Origin of the sequence: Streptomyces sp. NPDC096079 (assembly GCF_040303145.1) — a bacterium.
Classification (GTDB): Bacteria; Actinomycetota; Actinomycetes; order Streptomycetales; family Streptomycetaceae; genus Streptomyces.
The window spans coordinates 21,368-40,036 of the sequence record NZ_JBEOST010000007.1; the positions used below are offsets into that span (position 1 = coordinate 21,368).

General features: G+C 72.7%; 16 protein-coding genes. 11 read left to right on the plus strand and 5 right to left on the minus strand.

The window, feature by feature from the left end; all coding sequences use genetic code 11:
* Window positions 1-9: 9 nt before the first annotated feature.
* Window positions 10-1,692, minus strand: coding sequence for a urocanate hydratase (gene hutU / locus ABTY59_RS16380; RefSeq protein ID WP_352019625.1), 1,683 nt, complete (start codon window positions 1,690-1,692; stop codon window positions 10-12).
* A gap of 94 nt (window positions 1,693-1,786) precedes the next feature.
* On the opposite strand from hutU, the gene ABTY59_RS16385 reads away from it, so the two are divergent.
* The 6 genes from ABTY59_RS16385 (at window position 1,787) to ABTY59_RS16410 (ending at window position 5,802) form a co-directional block, all read left to right on the plus strand.
* On the plus strand, window positions 1,787-3,130 hold the full coding sequence (locus tag ABTY59_RS16385) for a type III PLP-dependent enzyme domain-containing protein (protein WP_352019904.1): 1,344 nt from the start codon (window positions 1,787-1,789) through the stop codon (window positions 3,128-3,130).
* Between the two features lie 32 nt (window positions 3,131-3,162).
* Window positions 3,163-3,642 (plus strand): SRPBCC family protein, encoded by a 480-nt coding sequence (locus tag ABTY59_RS16390; protein WP_352019626.1) that lies wholly within the window; start codon window positions 3,163-3,165, stop codon window positions 3,640-3,642.
* Between the two features lie 154 nt (window positions 3,643-3,796).
* Window positions 3,797-4,189, plus strand: coding sequence for a roadblock/LC7 domain-containing protein (locus tag ABTY59_RS16395; RefSeq protein WP_352019627.1), 393 nt, complete (start codon window positions 3,797-3,799; stop codon window positions 4,187-4,189).
* Entirely contained in the window at window positions 4,186-4,956 is a 771-nt protein-coding gene (locus ABTY59_RS16400) for a transcriptional regulator (RefSeq protein WP_352019628.1), read from the plus strand. Before ABTY59_RS16395 ends, ABTY59_RS16400 begins: the two co-directional genes overlap by 4 nt.
* Window positions 4,956-5,390 (plus strand): roadblock/LC7 domain-containing protein, encoded by a 435-nt coding sequence (locus ABTY59_RS16405; protein ID WP_352019629.1) that lies wholly within the window; start codon window positions 4,956-4,958, stop codon window positions 5,388-5,390. The genes ABTY59_RS16400 and ABTY59_RS16405 overlap by 1 nt, the downstream gene beginning before the upstream one ends.
* Before the next feature lie 40 nt (window positions 5,391-5,430).
* Entirely contained in the window at window positions 5,431-5,802 is a 372-nt protein-coding gene (locus ABTY59_RS16410; RefSeq protein WP_352019630.1) for a hypothetical protein, read from the plus strand.
* A 20-nt stretch (window positions 5,803-5,822) separates the two neighbouring features.
* Here ABTY59_RS16410 and ABTY59_RS16415 read toward each other — a convergent pair whose 3' ends face one another.
* A complete protein-coding gene (locus ABTY59_RS16415; RefSeq protein ID WP_352019631.1) occupies window positions 5,823-6,656 on the minus strand; it encodes a MurR/RpiR family transcriptional regulator in 834 nt (277 codons plus the stop codon).
* A gap of 407 nt (window positions 6,657-7,063) precedes the next feature.
* On the opposite strand from ABTY59_RS16415, the gene ABTY59_RS16420 reads away from it, so the two are divergent.
* The 5 genes from ABTY59_RS16420 to ABTY59_RS16440 all read left to right on the plus strand — a co-directional run bounded on the left by ABTY59_RS16420 (window position 7,064) and on the right by ABTY59_RS16440 (window position 12,188).
* Window positions 7,064-7,579: a hypothetical protein gene (locus ABTY59_RS16420; protein ID WP_352019632.1), complete on the plus strand. Its 516-nt coding sequence runs from the start codon at window positions 7,064-7,066 to the stop codon at window positions 7,577-7,579.
* Entirely contained in the window at window positions 7,557-8,552 is a 996-nt protein-coding gene (locus ABTY59_RS16425; protein WP_352019633.1) for a hypothetical protein, read from the plus strand. Before ABTY59_RS16420 ends, ABTY59_RS16425 begins: the two co-directional genes overlap by 23 nt.
* A gap of 41 nt (window positions 8,553-8,593) precedes the next feature.
* The gene (locus ABTY59_RS16430) at window positions 8,594-10,105 is read left to right on the plus strand and encodes a peptidoglycan-binding protein (RefSeq protein ID WP_352019634.1); all 1,512 of its coding nucleotides are present in this window, start codon (window positions 8,594-8,596) and stop codon (window positions 10,103-10,105) included.
* A gap of 182 nt (window positions 10,106-10,287) precedes the next feature.
* Window positions 10,288-10,950: an ABC transporter ATP-binding protein gene (locus ABTY59_RS16435; RefSeq protein WP_352019905.1), complete on the plus strand. Its 663-nt coding sequence runs from the start codon at window positions 10,288-10,290 to the stop codon at window positions 10,948-10,950.
* Window positions 10,947-12,188 (plus strand): ABC transporter permease, encoded by a 1,242-nt coding sequence (locus ABTY59_RS16440; protein WP_352019635.1) that lies wholly within the window; start codon window positions 10,947-10,949, stop codon window positions 12,186-12,188. The genes ABTY59_RS16435 and ABTY59_RS16440 overlap by 4 nt, the downstream gene beginning before the upstream one ends.
* Window positions 12,189-12,229: 41 nt before the next feature.
* On the opposite strand, the gene ABTY59_RS16445 is transcribed toward ABTY59_RS16440, so the two are convergent.
* From ABTY59_RS16445 to ABTY59_RS16455, 3 genes are all read right to left on the minus strand, one after another.
* Window positions 12,230-12,709: a hypothetical protein gene (locus tag ABTY59_RS16445; RefSeq protein ID WP_352019636.1), complete on the minus strand. Its 480-nt coding sequence runs from the start codon at window positions 12,707-12,709 to the stop codon at window positions 12,230-12,232.
* 12 nt (window positions 12,710-12,721) lie between these two features.
* Window positions 12,722-16,732 (minus strand): hypothetical protein, encoded by a 4,011-nt coding sequence (locus ABTY59_RS16450; RefSeq protein WP_352019637.1) that lies wholly within the window; start codon window positions 16,730-16,732, stop codon window positions 12,722-12,724.
* Between the two features lie 514 nt (window positions 16,733-17,246).
* Window positions 17,247-18,635 carry a cystathionine beta-synthase gene (locus ABTY59_RS16455; RefSeq protein ID WP_352019638.1) on the minus strand — a complete coding sequence of 463 codons (1,389 nt, stop codon included), beginning with the start codon at window positions 18,633-18,635 and terminating at the stop codon, window positions 17,247-17,249.
* Window positions 18,636-18,669 lie beyond the last annotated feature (34 nt).

Below are 18,669 nucleotides of genomic sequence, written 5' to 3' on the forward strand. Positions count from 1 at the left end.
AGCTGTCGCTCACGCGGAGTCACCCTCGTCGTCCCGGTCGCCCTCGCGCATCGGGACGCGGACGCCCTTCTCGTCGGCGACGCGCTCGGCGATGTCGTAGCCCGCGTCGACGTGGCGGATGACGCCCATGCCGGGGTCGTTGGTGAGCACGCGGCGGATCTTCTCGCCGGCGAGCTTGGTGCCGTCGGCGACCGAGACCTGGCCGGCGTGGATGGAGCGGCCCATGCCGACGCCGCCGCCGTGGTGGATGGAGACCCAGGAGGCGCCGGAGGCGACGTTGACCATGGCGTTGAGCAGCGGCCAGTCGGCGATGGCGTCGGAGCCGTCGAGCATGGCCTCGGTCTCGCGGTACGGGGAGGCGACGGAGCCGCAGTCGAGGTGGTCGCGGCCGATGGCGAGGGGCGCGGCGAGGGTGCCGTCGGCGACCATGTCGTTGAACATGTCGCCCGCCTTGTCGCGCTCGCCCTGGCCGAGCCAGCAGATGCGGGCGGGCAGGCCCTGGAAGTGGACGCGCTCGCCGGCCATCTTGATCCAGCGGTGCAGGGACTCGTTCTCCGGGAAGAGGTCGAGGATCGCCTTGTCGGTCTTGTGGATGTCCGAGGCCTCGCCGGAGAGCGCGGCCCAGCGGAACGGGCCCTTGCCCTCGCAGAACAGCGGGCGGATGTAGGCGGGGACGAAGCCGGGGAAGGCGAAGGCGCGGTCGTAGCCGGCGAGCTGGGCCTCGCCGCGGATCGAGTTGCCGTAGTCGAAGACCTCGGCGCCGGCGTCCATGAAGCCGACCATGGCCTCGACGTGCTTGGCCATGGACTCGCGGGAGCGCTGGGTGAAGCCGGCGGGGTCCTTGGCGGCGGCGTCGGCCATGTCGTCGAAGGCGACGCCGATCGGGAGGTACGAGAGCGGGTCGTGGGCCGAGGTCTGGTCGGTCACGATGTCGATCGGGGCGCCCTCGGCGAGCATCTGCGGGAGCAGCTCGGCGGCGTTGCCGAGGAGGCCGATGGACAGCGGACGGCGGGCGTCGCGGGCCTCGGTGGCGAGCTGGAGGGCGTGGGCCAGGTTGTCGGCCTTCACGTCCAGGTAGCGGTGCTCGATGCGGCGCTCGATGGCGCGCGGGTCGACGTCGACGCAGATCGCGACGCCGTCGTTCATCGTCACGGCGAGGGGCTGGGCGCCGCCCATGCCGCCGAGGCCGGCGGTGAGGGTGATGGTCCCGGCGAGGGTTCCGCCGAACTTCTTCGCGGCGACGGCGGCGAAGGTCTCGTAGGTGCCCTGGAGGATGCCCTGGGTGCCGATGTAGATCCAGGAGCCGGCGGTCATCTGGCCGTACATGGTGAGGCCGAGGTGCTCCAGGCGGCGGAACTCCTCCCAGTTGGCCCAGTCGCCGACCAGGTTGGAGTTGGCGAGGAGGACGCGGGGCGCCCACTCGTGGGTCTGCATGACGCCGACGGGGCGGCCGGACTGGACGAGCATCGTCTCGTCCTGCTTGAGGGTGCGCAGGGTGCGGACCATGGCGTCGAAGGAGCGCCAGTCGCGGGCGGCCTTGCCGGTGCCGCCGTAGACCACGAGCTTGTCGGGGTGCTCGGCGACCTCGGGGTCGAGGTTGTTCTGGAGCATCCGGAGGGCGGCTTCCTGCTGCCATCCCAGGGCGCTCAGTTCCGTACCGCGGGCTGCTCGCACGGGGCGGGGTCCTGACATGGGGGTGCCTCCTCGAATGTCGTTCAGATATTCACATCTTGTCTCGCTGAATAGTTGTAGTCAACAGGGCGTACCGGCCATGCGATGGACGAGGATGGGCCGCATGGCCTCCTCCCGTCGCGATCTCGCCGTCCGAGCCACCGTCGATCAAGGACTCCTCCCGCCCGCCGAACCGGTCGTCGCCCTCCTCGACACCGCCGGCATCCGCGCCTCCGCCGCCGCCCTGACCAGCGCCTTCGCCGCCGTCACCGACGCGCACGTACTGCACGCCTTCGCCGTGAAGGCCACCCCGCTCGTCCCCGTCCTGCGCCTCCTGTACGAGGCGGGGCTCGGCGTCGAGGTCGCGAGCCCCGGCGAGCTGGCCCTCGCCCGCGCCGCCGGGATCCCGCCCACGCACACCGTCCTCGACTCCCCCGCCAAGACCCCGGCCGAGCTCCGCCAGGCCCTCGCGCTCGGCATCGCCGTCAACGCCGACAACCTCCAGGAGCTGGCCCGCCTCGACGCGCTCGTCGCCTCCGCGCCCACCGCCTCACCGCTCGGCCTCCGGGTGAACCCGCAGGTCGGAGCCGGTTCCATCGGCGCGCTCTCGACCGCGACCGCCACCTCCAAGTTCGGCGTGGCGCTCCGCGACGAGGGCGCCCGCAAGACCGTCGTCCAGGCCTTCCTGGAGCGGCCCTGGCTGACCAGGCTGCACACCCACACCGGCTCCCAGGGCGTTCCCCTCGCGCTCATGGCCGAGGGGGTCGGGGAGGCGTACGCGCTCGCCGAGGAGATCAACCGGGAGGCCGGCCGGCAGCAGATCGACACCCTCGACATCGGCGGCGGCCTGCCGGTGAACTTCACCTCCGACGAGGAGACGCCCACGTACGCGGAGTACGCCCGGCTGCTCGCCGACACCGTCCCCGGGCTGTTCGACGGCCGCTACCGTCTCGTCACCGAGTTCGGCCGCTCCCTGCTCGCCAAGCACGGCACGGTCCTCGCCCGGGTGGAGTACACGAAGACCTCCGGCGGCCGTCCCATCGCCGTCACCCACGCGGGCGTACAACTCGCCACCCGTACGGTCTACGCCCCCGGCTCCTGGCCGCTGCGCGTCCTCGCGTACGACTCCGAGGGCCGGCCCCGCGCCGGGGAGACCACCGTCCAGGACGTGGCGGGCCCCGCCTGCTTCGCCGGGGACCTGCTCGCCACGGGCCGCGAGCTGCCGCTGCTGCGCCCCGGGGACGTCGTGGCGGTGCCGGACACCGGCGCCTACTACTTCGCCCACCACTACGCGTACAACAGCCTGCCCCGGCCCGCGATCCACGGCTTCACCGTCGACGGAGACGGGGCGGTGACGTTCGCGACCGTGCGCGAGGCCCAGTCGCTCGACGAGATCGTCGCCGAGGCGGGCGGGGCACGGGCCGACGCGCTGCTCGGCCGGGACACCGTCCTCCGGTAGCGCGGGCGCGGCGGCCCGGCTTCGATGGAGCCATGACTGGAACGGGTACGGACACCACCTCCGTCGTGGTCGAGCGCCGGGTCGCCGCCTCCCCCGGGCGCGTCTGGGAGGCGATCACCGACCTGCGGGACATGCCCCGGGTCCTCTCCGGCGTCGACCGGGTGGAGGTGCTCACCGAGGGCGGTTTCGGCGTCGGCACGCGCTGGCGCGAGACCCGGCGGATGCTGGGCAAGGAGGCCACGGAGGAGATGACGGTGACCGAGTGCGAGCCGCCCGACCGGTACGTCACGGTGGCCGAATCGCACGGCATGCACTACGTCTCCGAGCTCACCCTGACACCCGGCGGCGGGGATTCCACCACCCTGCGGATGGCCTTCTCCGCCCGGCCCGCCGGCGGCCGCGCCCCGGGGCTCGTCGCCCGGCTGCTCGCCCGCTTCGGGGCGAAGGCGGTCGCGAAGGCGCTCGCGAAGGACCTGGCCGACATCGCGAGGAACGTCGAGTCGCGCGGCTGACCGCGTGATCCGGACGGATCCCTTCAGATCAATTCGCGTCAGACAGCGGCATGTTCCGATGGAAAATGCCAGAACCCCTCCCCCGGGCCGGAACGTTCAGTAGCGTCACCGTCACTGCCGCACGTTCGCACGCCGCATCGGGAGGGGAATCCGCGTGCCCGGAATCGACGAGTGCCTTCTGGAGGCCATGGCCCTGCCGGGGGCCCGGGGCGCCTCCCTGGTCGACTGGACCAGCGGCCTCGCTCTCGGGACGGCGGGCGACTCGCCGGTCGGCGACCACGAGACGACGGCCGCCGAGACCGCAGAACTCGCCCGCTCGGCGGCCGAGTTCGACTCCTTCACCGCGATGGGCGAGGACCCCGGTGAAGGCCCGCCCGTCGAGGACCTGATCGTCACCACCCGCGCCGGCTACCACGTCCTCCGCTTCGTCGAGACCGCCTTCGACAGCAGCGTCTTCCTCCACCTCTGGCTCGACCGCGACGCCGGAAACCTCGCGCTGGCCCGGCTCCGGCTCCGCGACCTCGCCGAGCGGCTGGTCCTCGGATGAGCCGGGCGACGGTCTCCCCGATGCTGGTCCGGCTCGCCGCCGAGAAGGCCACCGGCGCCCTCCTCCGCGACCACGGCACGCTCTACCTCGTCGACGGCCGCGTCGTGCACGCCGAGTCCCCCGCCGCCCCCGGCGTCGACGTCCTCCTGACCACCGGCGGGCGGCTGCCCCGCGAGGGCTGGGACGAGGCCGTCGACCGGGCCGGCGCCCACCGCGCGGTCGGCCGGTTCCTCGTCGACAGCGGCCGGCTGCACGACGGCGAGCTGGAGATCTGCCACCTCGGCGCCGTCTTCGACGCGGCCTTCTTCGCCCTCTCCCCCACCAGCGGGCCGACCCGCTTCCGGTACGGGGTGGGGCACTGGTTCGGGACGGTGCGGCCGGTCTCCGCCGAGGCCGTGGAGCGCGAGACCGTGCGCCGCCGCGAACTCCTCGACGCGGTCTGGCCGTACGCCGCCGTGGACACCGCCCCGGTGGTGCCACGCCCCGCCGCGCCCGGCCAGACCGTGGGGGCACGGCAGCGCGCGCTGCTCGCCGCCGCCGACGGGGAGCGGACCCCGGCGGAGCTGGCCCGGCTGCTCGGCCGGCCCGCCTTCCACACGCTGCTCGACGTGCGGCGCCTCGCCGCCGCCGGGCTCGTCGAGACGCCCCTCGCCCCCGAACCGGACCCCGGTCCCGCGCCACCGCCCTTATCGGCCGCCCTGCCGGTGGCCGATCCCGACATCGCCCTGCTGCGCCGGCTCCGTGACGCCCTGGAGGCACACCTGTGATGAGGCGTGCCCTGCGCATGCGCGCCGAGAGGAGACAGCTCATGCCGGTAGAAGCCGAGGTCCTCGGCGAGCTCAGACGGCTGCGGGCCCGGCTGCCCCAGCTCACCGGGGCCCTGGCGGCCAGTGCCGACGGCCTCGTGCTCGCCCACGACACGGTGGACGGCGAGGCGGAGAGCGTGGCCGCACTGACGGCGGCGGCGCTCGGCGTCGGCCAGCGGCTGACCGACTCCACCGGGCAGGGCCGCTTCCGCGAGCTGCTCGTGCGCGGCGAGAACGGCTACGTGGCGACGTACGCGGCGGGCGGCTCGGCCGTCCTGACGCTGCTCGCCGAACCCCGGATCAACGTGGGGCGGCTCCATCTGGAGGCCCGCAGGTCCAGCGCCCGGATAGGCGAACTCGTCGACGGCGCGCTGGAACGCAGAGACCTGAACTGAATCCGTCCGATCAGCACCGAGAAGGAAGAAGTACGACACCATGGCGAACACCGAGACCTCCCTCAAGGAAGCGGCCGCGATCGAAGGCGCGATCGGCGCGGCCCTCGTCGACTACACCAGCGGTATGGCGCTCGGCACGATCGGCGGCGGCAAGGAACTCGACCTGACCATGGCCGCGGCGGGCAACACCGACGTCGTCCGGGCCAAGCTCCGGACGATGGAGATGCTGGGGCTCCAGGAGGACATCGAGGACATCCTGATCACCCTCGGCAGCCAGTACCACCTGATCCGGCTGCTCAAGGGACGCGGCACCAACGGCCTGTTCCTGTACCTGGCGCTCGACAAGAACCGCGCGAACCTGGCCATGGCCCGCCACCACCTGAAGAAGATCGAGTCCGAGCTGGACGTCTGATCCGCAGCGGCGCGCGGGGCCTACTCGACGAACAGGCCCCGGGCCGCCGCCTTGGTGTCGAACTCCTCCAGGCGCGCCTGCGCGTCGGGGAGTTCGTCCGCCATGGCCTCCAGCAGGACCCGGCCGAGGAGCATCGGCGCGCAGGCCGTGTCGAAGGCGAGGCCGGTGCCGACGGCGGCCGGGATCAGCAGGTCGCTGTGGGCGGCGACGGGCGCGAACGCCGACTCGGCGACGGTGACGACCGCGAGCCCGGCCGCCCGCGCGTACTCCAGGGCCTCGACGACCTCGCGGGGGTGCCGGGGCAGCGCGAAGCAGAGCAGGGCCGTGGCCCCGGCCCGTACGGCCGCGTCGACGCGGTCCCTGAGCATCGAGCCGCCCTCGTCGAGCAGCCGGACGTCCGGGTGCACCTTGGCGGCGAAGTAGGCGAAGCCCCGCGCCTGCGAGGACGCGGCCCGCAGTCCGAGGACGAGCAGGGGGCGGGACGCGGCGAGGAGGCGGCCGGCCCGCTCGACGGGTGCGGGGTCGGCGAGGAGTCCGGCGAGGTGCCGGAGGTTCTCGATCTCGGCGAGCACGGCCTGCTGGTACTCGTTGTGGCCGGAGGCCTCCTCGGCGGCGGCGGGCATGGTCTCCCGCAGGTGCTTGCGCAGCGCCGGGTAGCCGTCGAAGCCGAGGGCGACGGCGAAGCGGGTGACGGAGGGCTGGCTGACCCCGGCGAGCTCGGCGAGCTCGACGCTGGACAGGAACGGCACGTCGGCGGCGCGGCGCACCATGCAGTGCGCGATCCGCCGCTGCGTGGGCGTCAGCCGGTGCCCTTCGAAGAGCGCCTGCAGCCGGCCGGCCGGGCTGTCGCTCATGCCGCCCCCTTCCGTCTATTCATCCATGGAGCTTCTGCATAAGGATATGCATATCGGGCCGCTCGGCGAGGGGAGGTCCGCACCCCAAGACACCCCTGGTGACCTGCGTCACACGGCGGCCGGTCCACCCCTGCCGCGCCACCGCTTCCCGCGGGCGGGCCACCCCACCCCCACCCTCCCCAACTACCCCTCCTGAGCAGCCTAGTTGACGATCAGGAAGGCGCGACGGGCGACCCTGTGCACCGACCTCACGCATCCGCCATGATCACAACAAGGTCCGAAAAACCAGACACCCCGGCCCTCCACGGATTGGCCTAGACCCCCGCCCCGGCGGCCGGTTACCTTCTGCGCGTCCGGAAGCCGACGCCTCCGGACACCGGGAAGTCCGAAGGAACTCTGGGGGATCCATGAAGGTCCGTTCCGTTCGTACGCGCGTGGGCGCCACGGCCGCCGCCGCTGCCGCCGCCCTCACCACGATGTACACCGCCACGCCCGCCGCCGCCGTCTCCACGGAGTACGTCAGCGACAACTGCGCCTACCGGAACTGCACCGAGGGCGACCTCTACCTCAACTACCACTCGGTCGCCAGCTCCGGGAACGGCAACCCGAGCGGCAGCTTCGCGCGGTTCTACGGCAACCAGTACAACCACGCCGGCGAGACCATCTCGTACAACGGGACCGACGCGGGCACCGTCAACTACGTCTTCGTGTTCGCCTCCGGCCAGGGCGACGGCTCCGGGCAGCTCGTGAAGAACAACGCCGCCTCGGCCAACAACTGCTCGACCGTGGACGGCTACCGCGTCTACTACAACTCCGGCTACGCGGGCCACTCCCAGTCCATCCCGCACTACTGGGCCTGCGCCTCCAGCACCAACCTGGACGCCACCCTGAAGAACAACAATGCCTCCTCGCACTTCGCGTGAGCGTGCCGGGCTCCGGCCGGCCGCCCCGGGACCGCTCACGCGGACCCTGGCGGCCCTCGCCGGAGCCGGCCTCGCCCTCACCGCGCTGACCGGCTGCGGGGACACCGGAACCACCGGCACCACGACACCGACGGCCGCCGCCGGCGTCCGGGTCGACGAGTCGAAGTGGCCCCGCGCGACGCCCGAGACCGGGCTCGCCCGCGGGCTCGTCCTGCCGCTCCAGCAGTACATGCAGACGTACCAGGACTCCGTCGTCATCGAGCGGGCCGCGCGCAGCCTCCAGACCCGGTGCATGGCCGACTTCGGCTTCACCGTCGTCTTCCCGCCCGTGGGCACCAACCCGCCGCCGAACGCGGACGACGCCAACATGTCCCGGCGGTACGGGATCACCGACCGCGCCATGGCGGAGAAGTACGGATTCGGCATCCCGCCCGACACCACCGAGCACCCGGCACCGCCGAAGCTGACGGCCGCCGCCGTCGCCGTCCTCACCGGCCGCAAGGGCCTCGACCCCCGGGCCGAACCCGCACCGGCCACGTACCAGGGGAAGAAGATCCCCGAGGACGGGTGCCAGGGCGCCTCCTTCGACCGGATCGGCGCCCGCATCGACTTCGGCCTCTCCAGCCGGCTCGACCACGACAGCCTCGTGAAGTCCCAGGAGAGCCCCGGGGTCCGGGCGGCCGTCAAGGCCTGGTCGGGCTGCATGCGGAAGAAGGGGTACGCCGTGGCGGACCCCTACGCCGCGATCGATCTCGTGCCCCGGGTCGAGGGGGCCGAGACGTCGCCGAAGGAGATCTCCGCCGCCCTGGCGGACATCGACTGCAAGAAGGAGACGGACCTCGTCCGCGTCTGGCACCGGACGGAGACCGCGCTCCAGACCCAGCAGGTCGAGCGGAACCAGCTCGCCCTGCAGCAGCTCAAGGAGAAGAACCTCCAGGCGGTCAAGGCCGCCGAGGCGGCGCTCCGCGGATGAAGCGGACGGGGCGGCCCACCGCGCAGATGGAGGGGACAGCCGTGGACAACGGACCCGAGGCTCCGCCGTTCCTCGACGAGGTGGAGGAGGCACGGCCCAGGGCCGGCGGACCGGGCAACGCCCTGGCCCGCCGGCGACGCCTGCTCGGCGCCGTGACCGCGGCCGCCGTGCTCGTCTCGGGCCTCGGCGTCGTCGCCGCCCGCGTCATCAAGTCGCCCGCCCAGGCCGCCGCGGACACCGCCGCGCCGCCGCCCAGCGTCATCACCGCCCCGGTGGAGCACCGCGTCCTCCAGGAGGCGGTGATCCTCCGGGGGTCCGTACGCGCCTCCCAGACCGTCCAGGTCTCCGCCGCCGTCTCCGGCGGGGCGGGGGCCGCGCCCGTCATCACCAAGATGAACGTGAACGCCGGGGACACCTTCCGCTCCGGCCGCGTCCTGATGGAGGTGTCCGGACGGCCCGTGATCGCCCTCAAGGGCAGCGTGCCGGTGTACCGGGACCTCAAGCCCGGCGCCGAGGGCGAGGACGTCGCCCAGCTCCAGAGCGCCCTGCGGGAACGGGGCCAGGACACCGGCGGAGACCGCTCCGGGCTCTTCGGGCCCGGGACGAAGGCCGCCCTGACGGCCTTCTACCGCAGCGTCGGATACGACCCGCTGCCGGCCGAGGACGGCGGCGAGGAGGAGCTGACCGGCGCCCAGGAGGCGGTGACCGAGGCGGAGCGCCGGATCGAGGACATCCAGGCCGCCGCCCGGCGCGCCCCGGCCTCGGCGGGGACCGACGGCAAGGCGGGCCCCGGAGCCGCCGGCCCCGGGGGCGGGAGCGACACGGCCGTCGAACTCCGCCGCGCCCGCGAGGACCTGGCGAAGACCAGGGCCCGGCTCGACCGGATCAAGGAGCGGACCGGGCCCATGCTGCCGGCCTCCGAGGTCGTGTACCTGAACGGCTTCCCGGCCCGGGTCGACTCGGTCGCGGCCGGGGTCGGCAGCAGGGCCGAGGGGACCGCGCTGACCGTGTCGGCGGGCGTCCTGGTGGTCGAGGGCTATCTGCAGAAGCACCAGCGCGGCCTGGTCAGGCCGGGGCAGCGGGTGGAGATCTTCTCCGAGTGGGAGGGCACGTCGGCCGCCGCTTCGGTGCGTTCCGTCGCGACCGGTCTCGCCCGCCCGCAGCCCGCGGCCGCAGCGGGCGAGGGCGGCCCGGACAAGACGGCCGCCGCCCAGGGGTACGCCATGGTCGTCGCCCCGGACAAGCCGCTGGACGCGTCGATGGCCGGGCAGGACGTGCGGCTGACGGTGCAGACCGCCGCCACCGACGGCAAGGTGCTCGTCGTCCCCGTCACCGCCGTCTCGGCGGGTGCCGACGGCAGCACCGCGGTGACGGTGGTCAGGGCCGACGGGCAGCGGATCCGCGTCCCCGTGAGCACCGGCGGCACCGGTGACGGCTACGTGGAGGTCAGGCCGGCGGGCGGCGCCGGACTGTCCCCGGGCGACCAGGTCATCACCGGGGTCGCGGCGGGCGCGGACACCGGCGCGGACACGTCCGGGTTCGGCACGCCGTGACCGGGCCGACGACACCCGCCGCACCGGCCACGGGCCGCCCGGCCGAAGCCACGGACACGGGCCAACCGGCCGACGCCACGCACGCGGGCCAACCGGCCGACTCCACGCACACGGACCAACCGGCCGACGCCACGCACGCGGGCCCGGACGCGGGTTCCTCCGCCGGAGCGCCCGTCATCGAGATGCGCGGGGCCGGGCTGACCTACCCCGGGCCGCCGGCGGTCTCGGCCCTCAAGCCGTGCGACCTGACCGTCCGCAAGGGCGAGTTCGTGACGATCGTGGGGCCCTCGGGCTCCGGCAAGTCGACGTTCCTCAACATCGCGGGGCTGCTCGACTCCCCCACCGAGGGGCACTACCTCCTCGACGGCATCGACACCGGCTCGCTGGGCGACGCCGACCGCTCGGCGCTGCGCGGACGGCGCATCGGCTTCGTCTTCCAGGCCTTCCACCTGCTGCCGCACCGCACGGCCGTGGAGAACGTGACGCTGTCCATGGTGTACGGCGGGGTCCCCCGCAAGGACCGGGTCACCGCCGCCCGCGACGCCCTGGTCCGGGTCGGGCTCGGGCACCGTCTGGACGCCGTCCCGACGACCCTGTCCGGCGGCGAGCGGCAGCGCGTGGCGATCGCGCGGGCGTTGGCGGCCCGCCCCTCGCTGCTGCTCTGCGACGAGCCGACGGGCAACCTGGACACCGCGACGGCCGCCACCGTGATGGAGCTCCTGGAGGACCTGCACCGCGACGGGATGACCGTGCTGGTCATCACGCACGACCCCGCCGTGGCCCGGCGGGGCGCCCGGACCCTCGCGATCCGGGACGGGGTGCTGACCGAGGGACGGGCGGAGTGAGGCTGCGGACCGGCCGGCGCGCCGAGGGGATCGAGCCGTCCCGCTTCCACTGGCGGGACCTGGTGTCCGAGTCGACCGCCGGTCTGCTCCAGCGCCCGGCGCGCGCGGCGCTGACGGCCCTCGGCACCGTCCTCGGCGTCGGCTCCTTCGTCGCCGTGCTCGGCCTCACCGCCACGGCGGCCTCGCAGATCGACGCCCGCTTCAGCGACCTGAGCGCCACCGAGGTGACCGTCCAGGACGTCAGCGGCGAGCACACCGAGTTCGAGCCGCTGGCCTTCCCCGGCGACGCCGACCGGCGGGTGGAGCGCCTCAACGGCGTCACCCACGGCGGGGTCCTGTGGACGGTGCAGCTGCGCGAGGGGCAGGAGGTGCGCTCCGCGCCCGTCGCCGGGGCCGGGGCGGCGAGCCAGATCCAGGTCGTCGCCGCGTCCTCGGGCGCGCTGCTCGCGGCCGAACCGTCCGTACGGGAAGGGCGGGTGTACGACCGCTGGCACGACGCGACCCGGCAGCGGGTCGCGGTGATCGGCGTGGGCATGGCGGCCCGGCTCGGCATCACCACGCTGGAGACCCGGCCGGCGCTCTTCATCGGCGACGAGGCGTTCTCCGTCATCGGCATCGTCGACGACACCCGGCGCAAGGCCGATCTGCTGCTGTCGGTGATCGTCCCGCGCAGCACCGCCCAGGAGCTGTGGGGCCCGCCCAAGGACGGCGCCGAGATGCTCGTGAGCACGAGGGTGGGGGCCGCGCAGCAGGTCGCGAGCGAGGTGCCGGTCGCGGTGCGCCCGGACCACCCCGAGTATCTGAGGGCCGTGCCGCCGCCCGATCCGCGCACCCTGCGCAGCGGGGTCAGCGGGGACCTCGGGCAGCTGTTCCTGGTGCTGGCCGCCGTCTGTCTGTTCATCGGCTCGGTCGGCATCGCCAACACGACGCTCGTCGCCGTCATGGAGCGGACCGGCGAGATCGGGCTGCGGCGCGCGCTCGGCGCGCGGGGACGGCACGTGCTGGCCCAGTTCCTCGCCGAGTCGGGGGTGCTCGGCGCGCTCGGCGGCCTGATCGGCACCTCGCTCGGGGTGAGCGTGGTCGTCGGTGTGGCCATGGCCCGCGAGTGGACCCCCGTGATCCAGCCGGCCACGGTCGTCGCCGCCCCGGTGATCGGCCTCGTGACGGGCCTGCTCGCCGGGCTGTACCCGGCCTGGCGGGCCAGCCGCATCCAGCCCGTCGAGGCGCTGCGCCGCTGACCCGCGGACGAAGGCCCGGGCTCCGGCCCGGGCCTTCGCCGTCAGTGCGTGGCGGCGGCCTCGGTCGTGCAGGACACGTCCGGTCCATGGGCCGTGACCCGGGGCCGGGCCGGTCCGGTCCTCGGGAGCTCGATGGTGAAGCAGCGGGTGGCCATGGCGTCGGCGGGGCCGAAGACGGCCGTGCTCCGCTCGTACGGGCGGGAGAAGAGGACGAAGACCCGGGTGTCGTGCTCGCCGGGGCGGACCCCCGCGAGCCTCCCGAGGCGGGGGCCGTGGCCGGCGAACCGGTCGAGGGCGTCCCGCACGTCCTGGTCGGAGGGCGTGACGCCCTCGCCGGCGACGAGGGCGTCGGCGAACCGTGCCGCGTCCGCCCGGGTGGCCTCGAAGGCCGCGTCCCGCCGGTCCGACTCGCGGGCCTGGGCGAGGAGGTAGAGGGCGACGAGCGCCAGGGCGGGGACGAGCAGAACCGCACCCAGGACCTTGGCCCAGGGTGCGGTTCCGCCTCTGCGTTCTGCTGTCACTGTGTCCCGGGGTTACTTGGGCAGGTTGCCCACCGCGCGACGGAAGGCCTGGGAGTAGGCCGACGTGCCGGTGGTGTTGGGGTGGTAGCTCTCCCGGCTGATGCACCAGGTGCCGCCGAGTTCGCACTTGAAGTCACCGGGGCCCTTGCCCGCGGTCACGATCTTGTTGATGCCCTCGGGGGAGTCGCAGGCCCTCTTGCCGGCGAAGTCCGCGTCGGGGGACTCGAAGAAGACCGGCAGGCCGGCCGTCTTGAGCTTGTCGACGACGGCCCGCTGCTTGCCCTCCATGTAGACGGCGTTGTCGTTGATGCGGATCATGCCCGCGCCGCCGACGCCGCTGATGCAGGTGAGCGAGTCCTCGTTGAAGATCTGCGGGTAGCCGAGCAGCACGATCTTCGCGTTCCAGGCCTCGGTGTGGATCTTCCGCAGCAGGTCCTCGACTCCGACCATGGCGTCGTCGATGTCCTTGTGGACGTCCTCCTCGGCCGGGCAGCCGAGCGTGGCGCAGTCCCTCATGACGTCCGGGAAGCCCGCGTCGTTGCCTCCGACGGTGAGCGTCACCAGGTCGGTGTCACCGCTGAGGACGCCGGAGTCGATCTGGAACCGCTCGTGGAAGTTGCCGTCGGTTCCCCAGACCTCGTTGTTGTTCTCGTCGACGGCGTGGCCCGTGGTCATCTGCCAGGAGCGCGCTCCGGAGCAGGAGACGTTCTGGAGCTCCAGCTCGGACGAGAAGTTGTCCGCGAGGGTGCCGATCGAGGCCGAGCGGCCCGGCAGGGTGGTCTTGCGGACCCAGGAGTTGGCGCTGCGGCGGCAGGCGTTCCAGCGGGAGCTGACGTCGATGTCGTTGTCGGACTCCTTGGCGTACGAGCCGGCGCCCTCGCCCGAGGTGTAGGAGTCGCCCATCTGCACGACCTGCTGGGGCTTGCCCGGCAGCGGCTGGAAGGCGACGGCGTCGAAGGCGATGTCGTCGTCCCCGGTGCCGTCCTCGGTCTCCGTGGTGAGCTGGACGCGGGGCACGCCGTTCATCTGGAAGGCCCCGAGGGACATCCAGCCGTTGGTCCCGCGCTTCTGGTTGACGTACCGGTGACGGTTGAAGGAGCCGCTGCCGGTGTCGATGTCGTACCGGGCCTGCTGGGTGTGGGCGCCGTGGTCGGGGAGGTGGACCAGGACGCGCATCCAGTCGGTGCGGCCCTGGTTCAGGGCCCAGGTGCCGGTGAAGTTGAGGCGGTCGCCCTTGGCGGTGACGTCCCGGGTGTGGCCGAAGTAGAAGTGGCCGCCGAAGCCCGCGCCGAGCTGGTGCATGTCGATCTTGCCGGGGTACACCGTCGCGGCGTTGCCGTTGTGGTCGATGCCGGACTCACCCTGGAAGTTCGCGGTGAACGTACCGGAGTTGGACCAGTCGCTGTTGGCGCAGCCCGGCCTGACCGACGGGGTGCCGCCGGGGAGGTCGTCGACGATCAGCGCGCCGGCGGGCGCACCCGTGCGGCTGCAGTTCGGCGGGTAGGCGGTGCCGTCGGCCTGCTCGGCGTCGTAGTCCGGCGAGGTGAAGCGGAAGAGCTCGTTGCCGCAGGAGTAGGAGCAGTCGGTCTTCCACTGCACGGACAGGTGGAACCAGCAGTGGAAGTCGTCGCGGGTGCAGGGACCGGCTCCGGGCTCGTTCTTCGCGCCGTCGGAGATCTTCGAGGGCTCGCACCAGTTGTAGACGCCGCAGAAGAGGTCCTCCGGCGGCTTCACGCGCGCGCGGTTGTACTTCGCGGAGCCGACGACGGTGGCGTCCTCGGTGGTGCCGTTCCACCAGGCGGCGCGGAAGGCCGCGACGAGGACGCCCGGGGACTCCAGGAAGGACGGCGGGTGGGCGGCGAAGCCGAGCACCTTCTCGGGGTACGGCCAGTGCTGCGGGCGGGCGGCCGCGGAGGCGTCCTCGTTGCCGAGACGGTCCTCCATGAACGGCAGGCGTCCGGCGTCCCACTCGGGGTTGGCGGGGTTGTTGGCCCAGCCGACGCCCCAGGCGTCGTTGCCGTTGACGTTCTCGTAGAAGCCGGAGTTGTACGCCCACAGGGCGAAGAACCAGTTCTCCAGCTTGGCCGGGTTGCCGTCGTGGACCTGGAGTCCGGCGCGCCGGGTCGTGTTCCACTTGTCGACGAGGATGCCGATGCCGGCGGCGATGTTGGCCGCGTAGTCCAGGGCGGCCGCGCGCTGCTGCTGGTAGTCCCAGGCGGTGCCGCCCTTGCCGTGCTCACGGCCGGCGTAGCGCATGTGGTCGGTGACCTGGGTGACGCCGTAGCCGCAGTCGGCCTTGGACCAGTTGACGTCCCAGTCGTTGGCCGGGTTCCCGTCGTAGTAGTCGACGCCGTAGTAGTTGCCGATCAGCGGGCTGCCGGTGACACCGGGGACCGCGGAGCGGGAGGCCTGCCACATGTTCGACTCCTGGGCGGTGATGCCGAGGAGGACCTGCGCGGGGACGCGGCCGCCGCCTTCGAGGACCGGGTTCGGGAAGAGGGTCTGCGGCGCGTATGCCGGCATCCCGAGGTTCTTCCAGTTCGCCGGGCGCGAGGCACCGATGTTCAGCTTGCCGGTGACGACCTTGTCGACGGCCCACTCGACCTGGCGCGGCTTGGGCTGCATGGCCTGGTTGCGGGGGTCGTTGCGGGGCACGGAGCAGGTGCGCTCCGACTCGACGATCTCGTCCGAGGAGCCCGAGGCGGTCGCGGCGGCCGTCGTCGCGGTGAGGGCGCGGGCGCCGGCGGTCTGGGCCGTCGGGCCGCCCGCGTCGGTGCCGGTGCCCTTGCGGGTGCCGAGGAGCGGCGACGGGGTGCGGGAGGTCTCCCACTCCGGGGCGGTGACGTCCATGGGCATGACGGTGAAGTCGACGCTCTTGCCGGTGTCGCGCAGCGTGGTGTCGATGTTCACCGGGCGGGCGTCCGAGGCCTTCTCCCGCTGGAGGTACTTCGGCGAGCCTATGTTGTCGGCCCAGACGGTGCGCTGGACGACCGCCCGCGCCTTGGTGGACAGCGTGGCGTCCTTCTGGACGCCGGACAGCCGGGTGACGGACTTCGGGAGGCTCGCGCCGCTCTCCGGGGTGACGTCGCCGGTCAGGTAGACCTGCCCGCCGACCCGGGTGAGGCCGGCGTTCCCGAGGGGGCCGTGACCGAGCTTGGAGAGCTTCTTGCCGGCCCAGCGGCGGACGAACGTCGTCTCCTTCTCCTGGAGGCTGTCGCGCTGGTCGCGCTCCAGGAAGACGTAGCCGCCGTCGTTGTCCTTGCTGATGCGGTACGGGACGGTGCCGGTCGTCGCGAGCTTCTTCTTGGCGCCCTTGGTGTCGATCTCGACCAGGGTGCGCCCGGAGGCCGCGGCGATCTTCCCGCTTCCGGCGGGGACCGAGGAGGTGATCTGGCCGTCGACGACGACGGGCTCGCCGACCTGGCCCGTGGCGGTGTTCACGCGGAAGAGGCGGGTCTGCTTCCGGTCCTCGCCCGGGGACTGCGTGAGGACGGCTTCCTCGTCCGCGCCGCAGCCGGGGTTGTAGTAGGACAGCGAGGCGTTGACCTTCAGCTTGGTGACGGCGCCGCTGGTGAGGTCGACGACGGCGGTGAAGCCGCCGCGGGCCATCAGCTGGGGGTCGTTGGTGAAGGTGCGGGGGGCGTAGACGACGACGGCGCGCTTGCCGGAGCCGGTGACGCAGGCGTTGCCGATCCACTGGTCGACGTCGAAGCCGGGCTCGGCCAGGGACGCGAGCGTCTTCCAGGCGTAGCCGCTCTGCTCGGTGGCGGTCAGCAGGTGGAAGCCCTGGGCGTCACCGGTGGTGGTCCAGGCGATGTCGGCGGACTTCTGCCAGTCGTCGCCGAGGAGTTCGGCGCGGTCGGCGGGCGGGACGCTGTCCGGCCCGGGGGTGGTGGAGGTGACGGGCGCCGGCGGGGCGGTGGGCCCGGGCTGCGCCAGGGCCGCGCCCTGGGACAGTCCCGCGAGCAGCGCACCGGCAGCCACCGCTGCCAGGGGTGCTCGCGTCGTACGGAGGAATCTCAACTGCCGCTCCTTCTCAGGACGTGCGGCGTGGAAGCCTCCCCCGGAAACGGTGGCCGTACGTCCACGCCACGCGCGATCATGATCATGACAGCGGTGGCCGTCAAGAGCGCCGGGCGGAGTTCGGGACGTCCCGGGATCCCCCGCCTCCGAAACGGTCCGGAGCGTTGCGACAGTAGTCCCCGCCCGCCCGCTTGACCAGAGCGTGACCAGCCACGGTGACCAGGACCCGAACGCCGTCGGGCCCCCGTGTGAACGGGGGCCCGAGCGGGTCGTGCGAGAAGGTGGCGCGGGGACCGCCGCACCCCCGTCACCGGGGGGCGGGACGACGGCGGTCCCCGCGGGGGACACGGGCCCGGGTCAGGGCCGGTCACCGCGTCCGCGGCGTCCATGGAGTCCCGGGAGCCGCTCCGGAGGTCCCTGACGCCGACGAACACCACTGTGCCGGTCGCGTGTTAAGCGGGTGCTGCGGGTACGTGTCGCCCTCGTACCGGTTGCGCGAACTGCCGCGTACCGCCTACTTCGAACCGCCGTTGGCCAGGAAGGCCAGCAGGTCCTGACGGCTCACGACACCCGTCGGCTTGCCCTCGACCAGGACGATCGCCGCGTCGGCGGACTCGCCGAGGACGGACATCAGGTCGGCGACCGGCTCACCGGAACCGACCTGCGGCAGCGGCGCGCTCATGTGCTGCTCCAGCGGGTCCTCCAGGGAGGCCTTCTTCGTGAAGAGGTGGTCGAGCAGTTCGCGCTCGACGACCGAGCCGACGACCTCGGCGGCCATGACGTCGGGGTGGCCGGCGCCCGGCTTCACGATGGGCATCTGGGAGACGCCGTACTCGCGCAGCACCTCGATGGCCTGGCCGACCGTCTCGTCCGGGTGCATGTGGACGAGCGAGGGCAGGCCGCCCTCCTTGTGGCGCAGGACGTCCGCGACGGTGGCGGTGGAGGTGTCCTCCAGGAAGCCGTGGCCCGCCATCCACTCGTCGCTGAAGATCTTCGACATGTAGCCGCGGCCCGAGTCCGGCAGCAGGACGACGACGACGTCGTCCGGTCCGAGCTCCTTGGCGACCTCCAGGGCCGCGACGACGGCCATGCCGCAGGAACCGCCGACGAGGAGGCCCTCCTCCTTGGCGAGGCGGCGGGTCATCTGGAAGGAGTCCTTGTCGGACACGGCGACGATCCGGTCCGTGACGTTCCGGTCGTACGCGGTCGGCCAGAAGTCCTCACCGACGCCCTCGACCAGGTACGGGCGGCCCGAACCGCCCGAGTAGACCGAACCCTCCGGGTCCGCGCCGATCACCTTCACCTGCCCGCCGCTGACCTCCTTGAGGTAGTTGCCGGTGCCGGAGATCGTGCCGCCGGTGCCGACGCCCGCGACGAAGTGGGTGATCTTCCCGTCCGTCTGCTCCCAGAGCTCGGGACCGGTCGTCTCGTAGTGCGAGCGCGGGTTGTTCGGGTTCGAGTACTGGTCGGGCTTCCAGGCGCCCGGCGTCTCGCGGACGAGCCGGTCCGAGACGTTGTAGTACGAGTCGGGGTGCTCGGGGTCGACGGCCGTGGGGCAGACCACGACCTCGGCGCCGTAGGCCCGCAGCACGTTGATCTTGTCGAGCGACACCTTGTCGGGGCAGACGAAGATGCACTTGTAGCCCTTCTGCTGGGCCACGATCGCCAGGCCGACGCCGGTGTTGCCGGACGTGGGCTCGACGATGGTGCCGCCGGGCTTGAGCGCGCCGCTCTCCTCGGCCGCCTCGATCATGCGCACGGCGATCCGGTCCTTGACCGAGCCTCCGGGGTTGAAGTACTCGACCTTGGCCAGAACGGTCGCCTGAATGCCCGCTGTGACGTTGTTGAGCTTCACCAGCGGGGTGTTGCCGACGAGGCTGATCATCGAGTCGTGGAATTGCACCGTAATCTCCGGGGTCTCCGTAATGGTGTGGCCA

Excerpts from the sequence above, each read along its gene's own strand:
- ABTY59_RS16425 (WP_352019633.1), top strand. The coding sequence starts at position 7,557 with ATGCCTCCTCGCACTTCGCGTGAGCGTGCCGGGCTCCGGCCGGCCGCC.
- ABTY59_RS16410 (WP_352019630.1), top strand. The coding sequence starts at position 5,431 with ATGGCGAACACCGAGACCTCCCTCAAGGAAGCGGCCGCGATCGAAGGC.
- ABTY59_RS16435 (WP_352019905.1), top strand. The coding sequence starts at position 10,288 with ATGCGCGGGGCCGGGCTGACCTACCCCGGGCCGCCGGCGGTCTCGGCC.
- ABTY59_RS16415 (WP_352019631.1), bottom strand. The coding sequence starts at position 6,656 with ATGAGCGACAGCCCGGCCGGCCGGCTGCAGGCGCTCTTCGAAGGGCAC.
- ABTY59_RS16390 (WP_352019626.1), top strand. The coding sequence starts at position 3,163 with ATGACTGGAACGGGTACGGACACCACCTCCGTCGTGGTCGAGCGCCGG.
- ABTY59_RS16420 (WP_352019632.1), top strand. The coding sequence starts at position 7,064 with ATGAAGGTCCGTTCCGTTCGTACGCGCGTGGGCGCCACGGCCGCCGCC.
- ABTY59_RS16400 (WP_352019628.1), top strand. The coding sequence starts at position 4,186 with ATGAGCCGGGCGACGGTCTCCCCGATGCTGGTCCGGCTCGCCGCCGAG.
- ABTY59_RS16385 (WP_352019904.1), top strand. The coding sequence starts at position 1,787 with ATGGGCCGCATGGCCTCCTCCCGTCGCGATCTCGCCGTCCGAGCCACC.
- hutU (WP_352019625.1), bottom strand. The coding sequence starts at position 1,692 with ATGTCAGGACCCCGCCCCGTGCGAGCAGCCCGCGGTACGGAACTGAGC.
- ABTY59_RS16405 (WP_352019629.1), top strand. The coding sequence starts at position 4,956 with ATGAGGCGTGCCCTGCGCATGCGCGCCGAGAGGAGACAGCTCATGCCG.